This is a genomic window from Bacillus sp. 123MFChir2 (assembly GCF_000383235.1).
Classification (GTDB): Bacteria; Bacillota; Bacilli; order Bacillales; family Bacillaceae_G; genus Bacillus_A.
This window is the reverse complement of the sequence record NZ_KB910930.1, coordinates 1-18579: the sequence shown is the minus strand read 5'-3', so window position 1 is coordinate 18579 and position 18579 is coordinate 1. Positions and strand designations below refer to the sequence as shown.

Here is an 18579-nt window from a genome sequence, read left to right as displayed (position 1 = left end):
AGACTGGAGGAAAGCAAAATGAAGCAACAGTTAATTATTTTTTGTACGTTAATCACTTTAATCCTTACTGGCTGTTCTAGTTCTGAAAGTGAAACAAAGGAACAAAAACTGGAACTACCAGCCTCTACTGTTAAAAAATTAACAGTAGATAATCGTAATGGTAATATTGATATTTCAACAAATTCTACATCGGATAAAATAGAAGCTTCTATCTATGCAAAAGCAAAAGGAATCAGCATAGACAAATTAAAATTAGATCTTTCAGAAAAAAATGGAGTTGCCAACTTAAATACTTCTTTTGATGGACAATTCTTTAGTAATAGCGAAACTTGGGTTGATGTGAAACTCTCGGTACCTAAAAACGTAAAAATAGAATTTAAAGAAAATCATAGAGATGGGGATATTACAGTCTCTAAATTGGATTCAGATATAAACATTCTTAATGTGAATGGAAATATAGACATTTCCAATGTTAAAGGGACTGTAAGTGTGACAAATAGGGATGGAAAAATCAATATTTCCAATGTGTCATCTGACATCAATGTTGATAATAATAATGGGGCGGTTGTTATTAAGAATATTAATGGCTCCGTACGGGCTAAGATCGGGGATGGATCAGCCGATATAAATAGTATTGAAAAAAACGTAACGATCTTAGGTGCTAAAAACGATAAGATAAAAGTGGATGATGTTAAAGGGAAGGTAACATTCAATAAATGAAACCAATCGTATTTTTTTGTGAAACGACCATATAACATAGTCAAACATTCTTGCGTATTTTTAAAATACGCAAGAGAAAACTTAATATGTTTCCTTAAATAAAACAAGCTTTGCACACACGCGCAAAGCTTGTTTCTTCCTATTATTATAGACCAGCTTGTTCTTTTAAAGCTTCAGCTTTGTCTGTACGTTCCCATGATAGATCTACATCAGTACGTCCGAAGTGGCCGTAAGCTGCTGTTTGTTTGTAAATTGGGCGACGTAAGTCTAACATTTTGATGATACCAGCTGGGCGAAGATCAAAGTTGCTGCGAACTAGTTCTACTAGTACTTCTTCAGATACTTTACCAGTGCCGAATGTATCAACAGAGATAGATACTGGTTGTGCTACGCCGATTGCGTATGCAAGTTGTACTTCTGCTTTGTCAGCAAGTCCTGCTGCTACGATGTTTTTCGCAACGTAACGAGCTGCGTATGCTGCAGAGCGGTCAACTTTTGTCGCATCCTTACCAGAGAATGCACCGCCGCCATGACGAGCATATCCGCCGTAAGTATCTACGATAATTTTACGACCTGTTAAACCAGCATCCCCTTGTGGTCCACCGATAACGAAGCGGCCAGTTGGGTTAATGAAGAATTTTGTTTCTTCATCGATTAATTCAGCTGGTACAACTGGTTTAATTACGAACTCTTTTAAATTGCGATCGATTTGTTCCCAAGCAATTTCTGGATGATGTTGCGTAGAAATTACGATTGTATCGACGCGAACTGGTTTACCATTTTCATCATACTCAACTGTTACTTGTGTTTTACCGTCTGGACGTAAGTATGGTAATGTATCATCCTTACGAACTTCCGTTAAACGGCGAGCTAATTTGTGAGCAAGTGAGATTGGAAGTGGCATTAATTCTTTTGTTTCATTACATGCGAAGCCAAACATCAAACCTTGGTCGCCAGCACCGATTGCTTCAATCTCTTCGTCAGTCATTTGACCTTCGCGTGCTTCTAACGCTTGGTCAACACCCATTGCGATGTCAGCAGATTGCTCATCGATAGATGTTAAAACTGCACAAGTTTCTGCATCGAATCCATATTTTGCACGAGTATAACCGATTCCTTGAATTGTTTCACGAACGATTTTTGGAATATCTACATAAGTAGAAGTTGTAATCTCTCCCGCTACCAATACTAAACCAGTTGTTACTGTTGTTTCACAAGCTACACGTGCGTTTGCATCTTTTGCTAAGATTGCATCTAAAATTGAATCAGAAATTTGGTCACAAATTTTATCTGGATGTCCTTCAGTTACAGATTCAGATGTGAACAGATGACGTTTTTTTGTCATGTGGTAAACCTCCCTACAGTAATTGTATATATTGTACGGAACTCATCCTTAATTTGCCACAAACTGCGACATTCATGTATTTTCCCATACAAGTGCAAAAGAAAAACCCTTCCTTAATAGAGGAAAGGTTGTATTTGCTACTTGCATACTGCTTTTTGCCCTTCGCTCTTATCGTTCGAGACAATTCGCCTCGCACAGGTTTAAGCACCTATTCACTTGTTTGCCTTGCATACAAGTGAGGTTGCCGGGCTTCATCGGGCCTGTCCCTCCGCCAGCTCGGGATAAGAGAGTATCCGTCCTCAACTATACTAAAGAAATGACTTTCATTTGTCAATCCAAATACACATATTCCTATAAGTTTTTCATACCAGAAATTTATGGAAAATAATATAATAACACAAACAAAAACAAATAAATAGTATACATTATTTATATGATTGTGTTATACTTTTGGTGGGGATTACGATGAATATTCATAAATCAAATAAAGGATGGTATATAAATATGAGTACTGCGAATGTCCAAATTGGATTACATGAACTATTGAACGGAAGCAATGCACAGGTTCAATTGAGCGTTCCGCAATTAACGGAAAAGGTATTAATGAGAAAAGAAGGTCAATTATCTTCTACTGGCGCAGTTTCTGTTTCAACAGGAAAATATACAGGACGTTCTCCGAAAGATAAATTTATTGTAGACGAAGCATCTGTTACGGACAAAATTGCTTGGGGATCTGTTAACCAACCAATTTCTGAAGAACATTTCAATAAATTATATACAAAAGTGCTAGAATACTTAAAAGAAAAAGAAGAACTATTCGTATTCAAAGGATTTGCAGGAGCAGACCGCAACTACCGTCTTCCTCTTCAAGTTATTAATGAATACGCTTGGCATAACTTATTTGCGCATCAATTATTCATTCGTCCAACTGAGGAAGAATTAGAAAATCATGATGCACAATTCACAATTGTATCTGCACCAAACTTTAAAGCAGATCCAGCAGTTGACGGCACAAATTCAGAAACATTTATTATCGTTTCTTTTGAAAAGCGTATCGTGTTAATCGGGGGTACTGAATACGCTGGTGAAATGAAAAAATCAATCTTCTCTATTATGAACTACTTACTTCCAGAGCAAGACATTTTCTCTATGCACTGCTCTGCAAACGTAGGCGAAGAAGGCGATGTTGCTTTATTCTTCGGTTTATCTGGAACAGGTAAGACAACATTATCTGCTGATCCGAACCGTAAATTAATTGGTGATGATGAGCACGGTTGGTCTGATAACGGTGTGTTTAATATTGAAGGCGGTTGCTATGCAAAATGTGTAAACTTATCTCACGAGAAAGAACCACAAATCTTTGATGCAATTAAATTCGGCTCTGTTTTAGAAAACGTTGTGATTGATGAGCATACACGCAATGCAAATTACGATGACACAACACTAACAGAAAATACACGTGCAGCTTATCCAATTGATGCAATTGATAACATTGTATTACCTAGCGTTGCAGGTCATCCAAATACAATTATTTTCTTAACTGCTGATGCATTCGGCGTATTGCCTCCAATCAGTAAATTAACGAAAGAGCAAGCTATGTATCATTTCTTAAGCGGTTACACTAGTAAACTAGCAGGAACTGAGCGCGGTATTACTTCACCGCAAGCAACATTCTCAACATGCTTCGGTTCTCCATTCTTACCGCTTGATGCATCTCGCTACGCAGAAATGCTTGGTGACAAGATCGAGAAACATGATGCAAAAGTATTCTTAGTAAACACTGGCTGGACTGGCGGCGAATATGGCGTTGGAAAACGTATGAACTTAGGTCATACACGCGCAATGGTGCAAGCTGCATTAAACAGCGAGCTTGACAACACTGAAACAGCAAAACATGATATCTTTGGTCTGGAAGTACCACTTCATGTTCCTGGTGTACCTGATGAAGTATTAATGCCAGAACAAACATGGGCTGATAAAGAAGCTTATAAAGTAAAAGCAACTGAACTTGCAAATAAGTTCAAAGAAAACTTCAAGAAATTTGATACTGTTTCTGAAACAATTGTAAAACTTGGCGGTCCAATCGCTTAACCTGACTTTACTGTGAAATATCCTAAATCATGTGAATAAGTATGTTGTTATTGCAAGAAAACAAGTACTCACCGACAAAGCCCACGTTTTCTTGTAATACACATACTTACATATAAAAGAGGCTTACGAGTAATCTCGCAAGCCTCTTTCCTATTTCTTCGTATCTTTCATACTGTAATATGCTAAATTAATAACAATTAATATATACCCGCCCATAATTCCAACAGCAAATGCCCACATCACCATATGATGCTCAATTTCGTACATAATAATGGCACCAAATATCGCTGCTGCAAATCTGTTTATCATGCCAAGAGTAGGTGACTTACTTTTTTTCACTATACTCTCTCCGATTTTTTCAATACGGCGTCCTAAAATCCAAACACAATACGTGCTCACAAGAAAACCAAGACCGATTCCTAAAAAGTGCGGAGAAAACGGAGTAAATGCCCAGCCGAGCAGCATCAATGCTAAAATATAATACGTTTGTACTTTAAATGTTTGTAACGACATGTTGATCATCTTTTGGCTCCTCTACTGCAAAATCCCTATATCAAATATCATCCAAATTAAAAAACAACGTAAAAACCACTTTTTAGGTGAGTAAAAGTATGTAATCGATTCCCTACTACATGCAATACAAAAGCAGGTCATCTCGACTTATATGCTGAAAAAGCAAAATGGATTTACATAGTTTCAACTATTTTGATAGTGTTTATATTGTTAAAATACATTTAAGAAATAACATTATACAAAACTTCTTTTGTATATAACGAGTCGAATTGTGTCGTTTTTTCAAACCTTTTTTATAAAATTAGATATCACTCTAATAAAATATGGATATGATATAGTAAGTACACAATAAAGGAGGGATTTCCATTGCTCTTCTTTCTCATCGCTCTTATTCATTTCCTTATCCCGGCTCTCGTCGGCTTAACATTATATTGGTATACACCAAAACATAGTGTTTTCTATGCTGTCCTCAGCGTTCTTCTCACTGGTATGATTCTCGTCACTTATTTCCGATTTCCTTTTCTTAACTGGATTCCATTTGTTATAGCAATTTTGTATCTTATTTTATTGCCCAAAATCAAAAAATAAGAAAGCAGATCTACTCTGCTTTCTTATTTTGATATATTTTTTTTTACAAGTAACCGTTTCTCTGACCTTACAAACCATACGCCTATAAAAATAACGAGTCCGTCATACAGGAAGAATACTGATAGATGTAGAAAAAAGACTAGAAAGCAACCACTCCAGGGTATGACATAAGATTTCTCATACGAAAGGAGGAATAAATATAAATATAGAACAAAGGCTGGAACAGGTGGAACAACAACTTACAAAGATAGAAAATCAACTTTCTCAGCGAAAACATACAAAACGAAAAATCATCCTCGCAATCATACTTATTATAGTTCTCCTCATTTTCTCTCTCATTGTTCTTGGAGTCATTTCTTACTCTCTCTTTGAAAGTGGCGATTCTTCAACTACAACGATCATTCATGAAAAAGAAATTCCATAATGTATACTAAACCAGAACAAAAATAAAAAAGAAGAAAGCAAAGACTATCTGCTTTCTTCTTTCCCATGAATTACACCCGAACATGCAATTTCATATTCGGATTATAGTATTGACTTGGGCTTTTTAATTGAAAAGTTCCTCCGGCTTCAGAAAAATCAACAGTCAAATTATCATCCATAAAAACAAGCTTCGTTCGATCGGCAATAAACTGAAACTTGTTTGATGCAATGTCTACGTCACGCTCATCTTTTTCAGACACAGCCACTAAGTCAATAATGCCACTCATTACACAGCCGCATCCTTCTGTATCGTAAAATAATTTTATATAGTTCGCTTCACTTGGAATCATCTCTTTTATTTTCGCATATGCTGCGTCCGTTACGGTCACATTCATTGTTTTTCCTCCTACCTATATCACGATTATCCTATTGTAGCATTCTTTTTTATGAATTGGTTCGATTTCCATATACAGAAAATTCATTCAAATATATAATTAAATTTATATATTTTTCCAAAGGAGGTTTCATCATGCCAAAACTTCAAGATATAGAGCATCAGCTAAATACATTATTTTCCGTGCGCCAATACGGAATAGACCCTGGGTTTAGCCGTTTCCTCCCAGCTGCTTATGATCCAATTTCATTTCCTTGGCAAGAGTTCTTTGAAGAAGACTTTGTGACATACTTTAATGGGCTTATGATAAAAGGAGCAGATGTTGTTCGCAACGTTTTTTTAGCTGTTTTTCCAACTAACGAAGTGCTTGATCGGTTTCTTACTGAAGGAACAGCTGGAGACTTACTATTTATGCATCACCCGCTTGTTATGGAATGCGGCGATCCGCAAGGCTTACCAGGGCGCGGATTCATTCCTATTCCAGGGCATTATTTACGAGCAATAAAAGAAAAAGGATTATCCGTGTACACATGTCATGCACCAATGGACCATCATCAAACATATGGGACAAGTATCGCCATCGCTAAAGCGTTACATGCATCAGTAAATGAAACGTTTGCTGAAGGCGATGGATTGATTTGCGAAATTGCCCCAACCAATACAAATGAATTAATAGAAAAAGCAAAGCAGATTTTTGACATTCCATATGTAGATTTCGAAGGAAAAACGCATTCTCATATTACGAAAATCGCAATCATCGCTGGCTGCGGTGATAAAGTAAACATGATGCAAGAAGCTGAAGAAAAAGGAGCGCAAGCTTATATTACCGGGGAAGTGCATTGTCATATTGATAACGACTACGGCAAAAAGAAATATGCTATTATGAAAGAGCACATATCGCATACAAATATGTCACTCATTGGTGTTTCCCACTCGGCATCGGAGTATTTAGTGAAAAAGACGCTCATGTATGACTGGTTTTCACAAAATTTTAATATAAATGTTGTCTTGCTTCCACAGGAGAAATGGTGGTATTAATTATAGAAAGCAACCAAATTCATCATGCATTTGGTTGCTTTCAGATATTCATTTATAAAAAAGACGTGGTAAAATACTTTTATTTTTCATCTCAACATCCACTTTTGCTTTACTAGCTACACTTATTTCATTGCAACTTGTAGAAAATAAGAATAGCACACTGCATACTGTACCCTTCATCACATCTTTAAGTACATTTGCCGCCACTGCTACAAACGTATTGCATAAGTTCGAAATATCATCATTGAAAAACTGAGTGACCTCTGGCTTAAACACGGGATACACTACATTCTTTCCACCCAGTAATTGAGGCTGTGCAACTTCAAACGCATCTAACGGACATCGAAACGAAGAAACAAGTTGTCCCTCTCTATTTGAAACAAAAACGTTCACATAGAAATACATTTATTTTATTAATAATGAATATGTTCCATTTCTATTTTCCTCTTCAAAAAATGCAACTAAGTAATACTTCCCAGGTTTCGCTTCAAATTTCCCTTTTATATTATTTCCATCCGCTTGGCCTGTAATGATAGGGTTTGCTAAATCTGATTCGTGATAAACATCCCATTTTATCCCAATCCCCTGTTCATCTATAACAGAAATATCTACTTCTTTTGGAGAGGTAACATTGAATGTGTACATATACGCCATATTAGGCATATCCATATTTCCTTTGAAAAGCTTATTAAAACGCATTACCTTTGCACTGTCAAATCCATGACCTACTGGCTCATCCTGTTTTATAATAACCGTTGTTTGTGCTCGGCCTACTTTTCCTTTATTATCTTTCACTGTTAGCTTGGCAGTATATGTCCCCTCTTTTCCATATACATGAGTAGGATTTGCTTCTGTACTTGTTGTACCATCACCAAAATCCCAGAGATACGAAACTATTTTTCCACCTGTACTTGCTGTACCATCGCTGTGAAACTCAACTTTTTCATTTACTATTTCATTGTATGGTCCATTCATATTCACTTTAATCGCCTGTTTTTCTTCTTCTCCCGTTGCAACGCCATGGAATACAACATCATATTCGAATTGATTTTTCGCATTCACACGATAATTCACAAAATACGCTGTAACTGTTTTGTAGCCGCTCCATTCTTTTTGCGCTAACTGTTCTAAAGATTGGTTGATTTTCTTGCTCATCGCTTTCCAATCCTCAGCTTCGCCTTTTGTTACGCCGCCTGTATATGTTCCTTCTAATGTAAACGTATCAAAAAATTGAGACTTATGCTTTGTCATTGTTGCATCTTTTATATGTGCTACATCTTTAATTTCTTTCTTTACATCAGCTAATGGCTTTGGTGCATGGTCGGCTAAATAATCATCTGATACTTGCGGAGTATTATATGTACCTTGATTATCAATTAACTGCTTCATATAGTCTTGGTATTCTTTATTTAAATTTGGATCCTTACTTAAAGCTTCGCGATATGCATCGTAACCCTTCACATCATTTGCACGAATGAAATCTTGAATCTTATCGAATGTTTCAAATTGATGAGTATATAAGTAAGACTGCAGTGCAAAAGAATAATTATAAAAATCCCATTGCCCTGGTCCTTCTCCATATTTCGAAAATAATGTTCGTTCTGCTGTATAACGCTCTTCAGGATTAGATGATAACCCGCTAATTACACTTTGGCGCGGAACAACATTATTCGTACGAGTAGATCCCGCAAAAAATTCTGCATTTCCTTCTTCAAACCAAGTCAAACGTTGATTTTGATACATCTCTCCTTGTCCCCATGATCCTGGAACTTCATATCTTCCCTGTAAATAGTGTGTAAATTCATGACGGAACAATTCTTCCAAACTATAACGACTTTGCTGTGGTGTACGCTCAAATGTAAAGAACGTTCCTTTTCCTTCAATGTAAATGCCACCATTATTCGTATCATATCCATATAGTTGGCTATTTCGTTTATATTCAGATGGATCATTATAAATTACGATTGTCAGTACATCATCAGCTTTTCCTGATTCTAACGCTCCATCTTTTCCAATTACACGATGATACTGTGCTTTTACTTCTTTAGCAGCCCAATATAGTCTCTTAACCTTTTCTTCTGTTACTTTATCTCCTGTTTTAAATACAATAGCACCATCATCGAATGTATACGTTTTTGGTAAATACTGCTTTTGACCTTCTTCACGGATTTTCTTTAAATCTACTGTGTTTCCGTTATAATCTTTTCCACCATAGTTTGTTGAAATTTGTTCTACCGCAGTAAAATAAGTTTCACTTAAACGAGGGTACATATGCATTGTTTGTGTCAGTATTTCTAAAGGTTTATTTGGATTACTATGGAATTTCCCTAAACGACCAGTATAATAAATACCATTATCAATTAACCATTTATTCTCTGAAGTTACATGATTTAAAAGAGCCATTCGACTAAATTCATTTATGTAACCATCAATTTTCCCATACCATATTGTTTCATCCGCTTTTTTACCTGTCGACTGTATATCATTATCAATCGCTTGTATAAGATTATACAGGGCATCCCCTTTATTCTTGTCACTTACATATGTAGAAATATTATCGTTATATTGTTTTAAAATATTCCCTGCATATTGAACTGTTTCAGCATCACAAGTAGCGTTTCTAATTAATTTACCGTATGCAGATACCACTGCATCCTGTTTATCTGTACCAAGTTTAAAATTCGGATTTTTTGCAATTGCTTTTAATGCCGGTAAACATTTATCACGGAAGCTTCGCTCATATAAATAGTTTACCTCTTTATTATTAAAGCCTACATAAGATACGGAACGTAATATTTCAGCAAACGTCTCAATCCCTTTTGTATCATCTTTTGTAAATGTGCTTCCACGATGGCCTAATTCATCAATAATAAGCTGTATTCGCTCTTTATTTTGATAAAACGCTTTTGTTTCTTGATTAAATTGATCTAAATCTGCAATCTGATTCCAACTAATATTTCCCAATGTATCGATGAATTCATCATTGCTCATTCTATTTAGCTCTGCTAAAGAATACTTTTGCTGAGATTGTTTTGCCGCTGCTCGTTTCACGATTGGAGCTGGACGTTGTGAAAAATCGTTCACTTTTAAACGCTCTTCATAAGACAATGTTTCGTCTGCTTTTGTAGAATGAGTTATTTCATCTGGTGAAGCTTCGATCCCAATTGGTTTTACTGGTAACACATTATAAGGTGCCTTTTCTTCCGCTAATGCTTGTGTTTGAATACTTCCAAATGATAAGGCCACTGTACTAATGCCTAGCATCATTTGCGTAAATTTTAATTTCTTGTTCATGACATTTCCTCCATTTATATGTTCCTTTCAAAAAATATCATATTATTACAACAAAATATTTTAATATGCAATATTGCATATTAAACTTTATATAAAGATATTGAAATATATTTTCAAAACATGTAAAATTTGGATTGTAAAAAATATACAGGAGGATTTAATGATGAAGAAAATTATATCGTCACTTATGTTTATTGGATTAATGGTATTTAGTTTTATGTTACCAAACACTAATGCAAGTGCAGCTGAAAACACTCCACTTGTAAACAAAGTACAAATTACTAACATAGGTAATAATGAGTACATTGACTATGGCCAAGGTAAGAAATATCGTGTTTATGCACATAAAAATTCCACATTTAAAGGTTTTGCATTTGATGCAGAAGGAAAAGCAGTACCTGCTGGTACAACTTTTTACATTTATTTCGATGGCGTTATGCCTTTTGCTAAAAAGGATATTTTATGTACTGTAGGGGAAAATGGTGCATTTGAAGGTTCAACAGAAATCCCTACTGGTAAGGGCGATTACACTTTTTGGTCTACAAGATCAACACATTATTATGACATTGTAACTCTTGGATATTACAATGGACCTAACAAAACTAACCCAATTCCGACAGCTAATGAGAATACTGTTTATCATTTCGCATTTGGAGTTTACCATCCGTAAACAAAAACCACCCGTTACCACGGGTGGTTTTTGTTTGCAAATTATTTAATTATAAAAGATACGATTCCTAAAATGATACACACAATCCCGCTTAATAATTGTCCTATTCCAGAACTCTGTCTATTAATCAACAAGTTGAAAAGATTTTTTCTTGTTTTTGTTTTCCCTACGAATGCATCCTATTTCTTCATTTTATATACACCCGATAAGATTAATGCAACTCCAATAACGATTAGTAATACTTTTAAACCCATTATATTTACCTCCACTTATTATGTATATATTGAATTTTTTCTCACCCATTTTTTAGTTGTTATTACAATCGGAGATCGTGATGGAAGAAAGTTTAAAACGCATTTTAATATGCAATATTGCATATTAAAATGTATTGATATTATTGTAAACGCTTACTATAATGGAAGTATAAAGATGTACCACATCTTAACACACAAAAAGAGGAGGAAATAACATGGAAATCGCAATGGCAGTTTTAAAATTTATAGGTGGAGTACTTCCATTAGTTCAAGAACTTTTAAAAGCATTTATGTAAGTTTATCATTCAGTCATTATTTATAAGAATTATCATACAAATGATCTGTATATTAAAGATGAATTATTGATATGCAGATCATTTGTATGAGTAAGATCCCTAAAGGGACGGAAATGATTCAAAGAATAACCCGCCGCATCTGAAAAGATTTCTGATTGCGGCGGGTATTTTTTTTATATAATCAACTAGTTCAACAAACGTGAAACTCAAAAGAATTGAAATGAAGAATTATTAGAAAAAAGATAACTACTCAGTTAATTTATGAAAAACCGATAGAAAAGCATTTTTTTAAGTGGCCCTGAGGGAATGGCGATGCATAGGAGCGGTCAGAACCTTTTCCTGCCACATGCAAGATTTGAAAACAAAAGTAGATAATAAGTGCAGCTCCCTCTTCATAGTCGCAATCTATATGTCGAAAAATTAAAGTGGATTCATATAAATTCGCTTATTAACAGCTACTTTAGTTGTTGCATAAAAAAAGAACCTAAGGAAGCTAGGTTCATCGAAAAAGATTTGTTGAAAAAAGGTAAGAAAATGGATTGATAATAATTTACCACTTTAATAAATGTCCATATATAGATTATACAATGTAGTTTAAATATACACAAGAGTTTATCGTAAGATGTTAGATAGCGAACACAGAGTGTGTAGGTCGCTGTTGCTACCCTACATCCATCAACTTAAGCATTTAGGCTCTATTTTTAAAGTTAAAAGCACGTTACTATTCTCTTATATGGCTCGGTGACAGGGTAGCTGCTATGAATCGCAAAGTTTGCGTTCTTACTTAAAAACTTTATCACAACAAAAGGAGCTAAACTATAGATCTTAGCTCCTCTTATTTGCAAATTATTTAATAATAAAGGATACGATTACTAAAATGACAAGCAGAATTCCACCTAATAATTGCCCTAATCCAGAAGCCTCTCCAAAAATCAACAAATTGAAAAGATTTTTTCTTGTTTTGGTTTTTCCTACGAATGCATCATCCTTTTTCATTCTGTATAGGCCCCATAAGATTAATACCAATCCAAAAAAGATACCAAATAATTTTAACGCCATTATATTTACCTCCATTTATTATGTATATAATAAATTTTTTCTCAATCATTTTTAATTGTTGTTACAACTATGAACAACACTTTCTTATCATTTCTAAAAATTTATTATCACTTCTTATAATTTAATTATTACATTTTAATATTAAAATTAACTATCTATTAACCTTACATAAAGATGACATTTCTGTAAGGTTAGTAAAACAAACAAGATATCTATATAAATCCATTTTATTTTTTCAACATATACATTGCTGCTATTCACTTGTTTTTTTCATTCCTTGAACTTTTTTACAGTCAAAGAAAGACTTTTGTAACATTTACGAAAGACTTTTATAACATTTATGAAAGTAATTTGAAAGATATTTAAAGTAAGATAAACTTATCGCAAATACATGCGCAATCACTCTATAAACTGTACATATTATTTTTTATAACTATGTACAGAAATGACGAAATAAAAAAAGCTTCCCCCAAGAGCTTTTAAAGTAACAAGTGGCTTCCTTTCATTTGTTTTAATAAACTGAATGAATTCATTGCCTTTGATTATTTTATCTTTTAAACAAAGAGGATTCTTCTTCATTAATAAATTATGTATAAGCAGTACACATTGAAAAAGCGACATATAACCCCTTTTCCTACCACATGCCAGATTTAAAACCAAAAGAACAAGTAAGTATATGTCATATTGTATTTTGCATAGCAACAACTTATATACTGGAAAATTAAAATGGATACAATATAAGAAAGTATTTGTCTCGTTCTTGCTATACAATGGTCTTCTCTAAATCTTCACGCAACTTCCCCTTCTTCTATACGTTCTACAAAACACAAAAACAGGTAATAGATTTCAACTCTATCACCTGTTTTTATTATTTCTTATTTTACAAAATACGCTGCACCAAAGTTTTCGTTAAATCTCTTACACCATACAGAAACCGTACCGTATGCACTTACATCTATCTCATCAGGAATTTCATAGTTTTGATCGCCTTTGTTTCCTTTTAACTTTCCTAATTCAATGTACTTATAATTTTTAACGTCTTCATTATTTTTCAATTGATTTGTAGGAACCAATACAACTCGAACATCTGGACCGTTAGAAGTTGAAAAATTGCTAAGGCGTAAAATACGTTTTCCATCTGCTAATTGATAGATTGTTGCTGTTCCCGTTGTTTCATGAACACCGCTTTGAAACTTTCCTTCACTTATTAGGTGTTGTTGCTTTTCTTCTTTTGACTTCATTTCTGTTTGCGGCAATGTTTCATTTACTTTCTTATCAATAAATAATTTCTCTGGGCGGAATAAAGACCACAAGATCCCCCCGACAATTACAAATGCTCCGATAAAGAATATATATTTTCTTTTCATAAAGTAAGTCCCTCCTCTAACACTTATATATAAATACAAGTTAACTTTTTAACATCTAAGTCGCTGCTATGCAGAACAAAACATCGCCGCTACTTGCTTTCTACCTTTGTTTTAAACTTTGCACGTAGCAGGAAAAGTCCCTGACCGCTTCTATGCATGGCCATTTGCTCTGGTCTCCTTCCCTAAAAAAAGTGGTTTTTATGTGATTTTTTCAATTTGTATTTATATATTAGCAAGGAAATCTCTCATTTTCATAACATAACTATTACAAAAGTCTTTCAGCAATCTTATTTTTTTCTGATGTGATAGGAAGAGTAAACCAAAATTCACTTCCTTGTTTCCCATCTATGCGATCGCGTACCCCTATGTCTCCTTTATGCATTTCAACTAATGATTTTGCGATAGCTAGCCCAAGCCCGGATCCTCCAGATTGCGAACTTCTTGACTGATCCGTTCTATAGAAACGATCAAATATGCGTAATTGATCATTGTATGAAATGCCTTCTCCTTCATCACGCACAATAAATTGAACATATTGCTTCTGCTTATTTTCATTCACAATCAACTCAATTGTGGATGAAGTAGGAGAGTACCTGATTGCATTATGTAACAAGTTACTAATCACACGTACTATTTTACATGGCATCATCCAAAGCCGAGGCAATGTATCAGAAACATGTACTTCTAAATGCATTTGTTTTTCCTCTAGTAAAATAGCATGTGAATCTAGTACGTCTATTAACACTCTGTCCACATGTGTTAAAGTTGGATGAAACTCTTCTTGCCCAAGCTCTAACTTAGAAAGGTCAAATAGGTTATTAATTAAACCATTTAATCTTTGTATTTCCTGTAAGATAGTTGCTAAGTACTGCTTCTTCATGTTAGGATCTTCAATTACATCATCCTGTAATGCTTCTATCATTAATTGTATGCTGGCAATAGGTGTTCGTAAGTCGTGTGAAATATTTGCGATCAACTCTGTACGCGCTTTTTCACCTTCTTCTAGCTTCGTAAACCCTTCTTCTAACTTTTCAGCCATCTTTTGAAAAGCTGTTGCTAATTCTTTAAACTCTCGTGGTTCCTGTCCAATTATATAGATCGTTTCAAAGTGCCGATTACCAAATTCTTTCGTTACTGCGATTAAATTTTGAATCGATCTCATAATAGGACGTGTTAACAGCCAATAAATAAACGTTGACAGAAGCATTGCTATAAGCGCAATTCCTGTTAGTAACCGTGTTTGTTCCGGTGCCAATAACATTTTCCTATCACTATACCATATCGCAATGACCATAATACTCGTGCTTAATAAATTCATCAGTAACAATTGATAACGTAGTTTCATGTTTCATTTCCTCCATTTGGATCAAAACGATACCCTATGCCCCAAACTGTATGAATCCAACGGTTCTTTGTCGTATGCTTATCTAATTTTTCACGTAAACGACTCATTAACACCGTTACTGTATTTGTGCACCCGTCATATTCAAACTCCCAAATCTGTTCAAGAAGTTGTGATCGAGAAAACACTTGTTTTGGATGTTTTGCCATCGCATAAAGTACTTCAAACTCTTTCACTGTTAACTCAACCTCATGTCCACAAACAAACACACATCTCTTTGTTGGATAAATCTCCAAATCTGGAAACTTTATCACTTCTAATTCTTGTTCTGGTTCTGGCTCTGGTTCTTTCATTTGCACTGCTGGTTGATTTCCTCTTCTTAATATAATTTGAACCCTTAATACTAACTCACGAGGCGAGAACGGCTTTGTCACATAATCATCTGCTCCCATCGTTAAGCCTAAAATTCGATCTCTTTCCTCTCCTCGAGCAGTTAACATAATAATGGGAACATTAGATTGTTGACGAATTTCCTCACATAGTTCCCAACCATCTTTTTTGGGCATCATTAAATCTAAAATAATTAAATCTGGTTGATATTGTTGAAATAGCTCCCAGCCTTCTGCTCCATTTTCAGCTGTATATACTTCATATCCTTCTCTCTCTAAATACCGTTTACATATTTCTCTAATATTCTCTTCATCTTCTACAATTACAATTCTTTTTTTCATAACTAGAACCCCCGCTGCTCTTTTATAGTAATGTAAAAATATTCCTTATATTTTAAACACTCATAATAATCTTTTATGTAAATATAATAATTAACAATATATCCATCCCAAGTCAAGTGTCGTAGCCATATATTCGCAAAACACTCTTGAGAATCTATTATGCTTTCGCCAAATTTTGAGTTGGGAGTATTACTGCCCACGAATAGCGGGATAAAAATGGATCTACACCTCGCTGCCTTTCTTTGTTTTTAAACTTTGCGCGTGGCAGGAAAAGGAACTGACCGCTTCTATACATAGCCAGTCCCTCAGGACCACTTAAAAAATGCTTTTCTATCGGTTTTTCATAGAGTGACTAAGTAGTTACGAAGTTTTTAAACTCTGAGCATAGAAGTAGAATGGCTTTTTTACATAATATAAGTCTCCATCGCTATCAATGGGGACTTTGTTACAAATTATCAATACTATAATCAAATTCTACTAATCTTAGAAAAATCTTGTAGTAACAATACAATTGTTATGATAACCATTCCAAAATTGACTGCAAGAGCCATTATAACAGAAAAATCGGTGATATATGAGAATATAATAGAAATAGAAGGGATTGAAGCAAGAAAGGGAAAAACACTGACCGCTTCTATGCATGGCCAGTTGCTCTCGCCCACCGAAAAAGAAAAGGGTTTTTATGTTAGTTTTTCAATTTGCATCTATATATACATAGCCAGTCCCTCAGGGTCACTAAAAAAAATGCTTTTCTATCGGTTCTTCATAGAGTGACTGAGTAGTTACAAAACCACTATTTAAAAATGTTGTAGCATGTTTATGTTACAGATATTTATCTTTTCGGGGATGCAAAAAAAGGATTCGCGTCCAAGCGAATCCTTTTTTTCTACTTATCACAAGCAATCCCATCACCATCTCGGTCTAGCTTAGAAGAATAGGCTGGGTGACCTTTCGGGATATTAGAGAATCCGGCTGCTTTTGCTTCTTTACAGCTGCTAAAATGATATTCCCCTTGTGGTAAGTTGTTATTTTGTTGTTGTTGTTGTTTCTGTTCTGGCTTTGGCTGTGCTTCAGTTGGCGCAGGTTGTGATTGCTTCGGGGCTGGTGCAGGTGTCGCAGGCTTTTTCGCTTTATTCTTATCAAAGCCATTATCTGTTGCATAGTTTTCTACACTCCAAATGCCTTTCTTATTTGCCTGTGCCTTCGTTTGAAATTCACGTAAATAATCGACATACTTTGTATTCGGAGCATATACATATGCCACGCGTGCTAACCCCTGTTCAACTAATAATCGATTTAACATCTGTCCATCTACCCATACATACGCTAATAGACGTCCGTATTTTTCACGCTCACTTACATCTAATTCAAGCTGAATTTTCTTTCCTTCGCTTGCGTATTTCTTCGTGAACGCACTTGCTTCTGGTCCAAATGGCTGTACACCTAGACGCGGATGTTTTGTTTCCGGTGTATCAATAAGCAAAAAGCGCACTGTTTCTTCTTTTCCATTCTCCAGTTTTACTTTCAACGTATCGCCGTCAATATTTTTCATTACAGTTGCGTTTACAACGCGATTCGTATTCATTTTATTTTTTTCATCATCAATATGATGAATCGAATCATTCACTAAGTTTTCGTTCTGCACTTTATTTTCAGCACTATTTGGCGTGTTATTTTCACGATCCGCCACTGCAACATCTTCATACGTACTGCTTTCTTGTTGTTTCTTTATCTCTTCTTGCTTTTTCTGTTCCTCTTCTTGTTTCTTTTGTTCTTCTGCTTTTGCATCTTTCTTTTCTGTCGCCTTCGCATTATTGCCACATGCCGCTAAACTAAGAGCAAACATGCTACAAAGAAGTAGTGTTGCTAATTTTTTCAACATTCAATAATCCTCCTAGAACAATAATATAGATAATTACCTTATCTATATTAACAAATATTTAGTTGTTTTTGATTCACATATTGAATATTATCTTTCTCTGAATAAGCAGTATCTCCAATTTGACGAAGCATATTATCTTTTGACACGACGATATCATAAATTGCCATAAAGGGACTAAGGTTAAGAGATTGTTGGTTTGAGATCATTCGAGACATCACCTAGAATTAGCACTACTATTATATAAATACAAATTGACTTTTTAACACCTAAGTCGCCGCTATGCAGAACAAAACATAGCAGCGACTTGCTTTCTACCTTTGTTTTAAACTTTGCACGTGGCAGGAAAAGGAACTGACCGCCTCTATGCATGGCCAGTTGCTCTCGCCCACCGAAAAAGAAAAGGGTTTTTATGTTAGTTTTTCAATTTGCATCTATATAGATAGAAAAAGACTGCAAAGCTTTCTGAAAGAAACGCTTTGCAGTCTTAAATTTCTTGCTTTACTCAATACTTTCTAATTCCCATTTATGTTTCTCACCTGGTGAATCTGTATGCTCACCTGTTAAAATATTCT

17 protein-coding genes, 2 pseudogenes and 1 riboswitch are annotated in these 18579 nt (G+C 34.9%); of the genes and pseudogenes, 7 read left to right on the top strand and 12 right to left on the bottom strand.

Annotated features, from left to right (window positions below):
• Positions 1-18: 18 nt before the first annotated feature.
• On the top strand, positions 19-720 hold the full coding sequence (locus tag H280_RS0106045) for a hypothetical protein (RefSeq protein WP_020060223.1): 702 nt from the start codon (positions 19-21) through the stop codon (positions 718-720).
• 145 nt (positions 721-865) lie between these two features.
• Here the strand turns inward: H280_RS0106045 and metK are convergent, their stop codons facing one another.
• Entirely contained in the window at positions 866-2065 is a 1200-nt protein-coding gene (gene metK / locus H280_RS0106040) for a methionine adenosyltransferase (RefSeq protein WP_020060222.1), read from the bottom strand.
• A gap of 165 nt (positions 2066-2230) precedes the next feature.
• A riboswitch (SAM riboswitch) is annotated at positions 2231-2353 on the bottom strand.
• A 216-nt stretch (positions 2354-2569) separates the two neighbouring features.
• On the opposite strand from metK, the gene pckA reads away from it, so the two are divergent.
• The gene (pckA, locus tag H280_RS0106035) at positions 2570-4156 is read left to right on the top strand and encodes a phosphoenolpyruvate carboxykinase (ATP) (protein ID WP_028411117.1); all 1587 of its coding nucleotides are present in this window, start codon (positions 2570-2572) and stop codon (positions 4154-4156) included.
• 150 nt (positions 4157-4306) lie between these two features.
• On the opposite strand, the gene H280_RS0106030 is transcribed toward pckA, so the two are convergent.
• Positions 4307-4678, bottom strand: a complete 372-nt coding sequence (locus H280_RS0106030; RefSeq protein ID WP_020060220.1) for an ATP synthase subunit I — start codon at positions 4676-4678, stop codon at positions 4307-4309.
• A 357-nt stretch (positions 4679-5035) separates the two neighbouring features.
• Between H280_RS0106030 and H280_RS0106025 the strand changes: the two genes are divergently transcribed.
• Together H280_RS0106025 and H280_RS0106020 are read left to right on the top strand one after the other, a co-directional pair.
• Positions 5036-5257, top strand: a complete 222-nt coding sequence (locus H280_RS0106025) for a hypothetical protein (protein WP_020060219.1) — start codon at positions 5036-5038, stop codon at positions 5255-5257.
• 226 nt (positions 5258-5483) lie between these two features.
• The gene (locus tag H280_RS0106020; RefSeq protein ID WP_020060218.1) at positions 5484-5681 is read left to right on the top strand and encodes a hypothetical protein; all 198 of its coding nucleotides are present in this window, start codon (positions 5484-5486) and stop codon (positions 5679-5681) included.
• A 70-nt stretch (positions 5682-5751) separates the two neighbouring features.
• On the opposite strand, the gene H280_RS0106015 is transcribed toward H280_RS0106020, so the two are convergent.
• Positions 5752-6075: an iron-sulfur cluster biosynthesis family protein gene (locus tag H280_RS0106015; protein ID WP_020060217.1), complete on the bottom strand. Its 324-nt coding sequence runs from the start codon at positions 6073-6075 to the stop codon at positions 5752-5754.
• Between the two features lie 134 nt (positions 6076-6209).
• Between H280_RS0106015 and H280_RS0106010 the strand changes: the two genes are divergently transcribed.
• The gene (locus H280_RS0106010; RefSeq protein WP_020060216.1) at positions 6210-7112 is read left to right on the top strand and encodes a Nif3-like dinuclear metal center hexameric protein; all 903 of its coding nucleotides are present in this window, start codon (positions 6210-6212) and stop codon (positions 7110-7112) included.
• A 48-nt stretch (positions 7113-7160) separates the two neighbouring features.
• Here the strand turns inward: H280_RS0106010 and H280_RS23120 are convergent, their stop codons facing one another.
• Together H280_RS23120 and colA are read right to left on the bottom strand one after the other, a co-directional pair.
• Positions 7161-7505 carry a hypothetical protein gene (locus H280_RS23120; protein WP_155894971.1) on the bottom strand — a complete coding sequence of 115 codons (345 nt, stop codon included), beginning with the start codon at positions 7503-7505 and terminating at the stop codon, positions 7161-7163.
• A 12-nt stretch (positions 7506-7517) separates the two neighbouring features.
• Entirely contained in the window at positions 7518-10406 is a 2889-nt protein-coding gene (gene colA / locus H280_RS0106000; protein ID WP_020060214.1) for a collagenase ColA, read from the bottom strand.
• Between the two features lie 160 nt (positions 10407-10566).
• Here colA and H280_RS0105995 point away from each other — a divergent pair, with 160 nt between their 5' ends.
• Positions 10567-11076: a hypothetical protein gene (locus H280_RS0105995; RefSeq protein WP_231401767.1), complete on the top strand. Its 510-nt coding sequence runs from the start codon at positions 10567-10569 to the stop codon at positions 11074-11076.
• A 41-nt stretch (positions 11077-11117) separates the two neighbouring features.
• Here H280_RS0105995 and H280_RS24760 read toward each other — a convergent pair.
• Positions 11118-11330 (bottom strand): annotated as a pseudogene (locus H280_RS24760) (hypothetical protein).
• A gap of 109 nt (positions 11331-11439) precedes the next feature.
• On the opposite strand from H280_RS24760, the pseudogene H280_RS26815 reads away from it, so the two are divergent.
• Positions 11440-11626, top strand: a pseudogene (locus H280_RS26815) (hypothetical protein).
• An 846-nt stretch (positions 11627-12472) separates the two neighbouring features.
• Here H280_RS26815 and H280_RS0105985 read toward each other — a convergent pair.
• The 6 genes from H280_RS0105985 to H280_RS25620 form a co-directional block, all read right to left on the bottom strand.
• Positions 12473-12685, bottom strand: a complete 213-nt coding sequence (locus H280_RS0105985) for a hypothetical protein (RefSeq protein WP_020060211.1) — start codon at positions 12683-12685, stop codon at positions 12473-12475.
• Positions 12686-13560: 875 nt separating this feature from the next.
• A complete protein-coding gene (locus H280_RS0105975; RefSeq protein ID WP_020060209.1) occupies positions 13561-14052 on the bottom strand; it encodes a DM13 domain-containing protein in 492 nt (163 codons plus the stop codon).
• A 265-nt stretch (positions 14053-14317) separates the two neighbouring features.
• Positions 14318-15397, bottom strand: a complete 1080-nt coding sequence (locus tag H280_RS0105970; protein WP_020060208.1) for a sensor histidine kinase — start codon at positions 15395-15397, stop codon at positions 14318-14320.
• Positions 15394-16125 (bottom strand): response regulator transcription factor, encoded by a 732-nt coding sequence (locus tag H280_RS0105965; protein WP_020060207.1) that lies wholly within the window; start codon positions 16123-16125, stop codon positions 15394-15396. The genes H280_RS0105970 and H280_RS0105965 overlap by 4 nt, the downstream gene beginning before the upstream one ends.
• Positions 16126-17011: 886 nt before the next feature.
• On the bottom strand, positions 17012-18007 hold the full coding sequence (locus H280_RS24755; protein ID WP_020060206.1) for a thermonuclease family protein: 996 nt from the start codon (positions 18005-18007) through the stop codon (positions 17012-17014).
• Between the two features lie 47 nt (positions 18008-18054).
• The gene (locus tag H280_RS25620; RefSeq protein ID WP_020060205.1) at positions 18055-18213 is read right to left on the bottom strand and encodes a hypothetical protein; all 159 of its coding nucleotides are present in this window, start codon (positions 18211-18213) and stop codon (positions 18055-18057) included.
• Between the last annotated feature and the right edge of the window lie 366 nt (positions 18214-18579).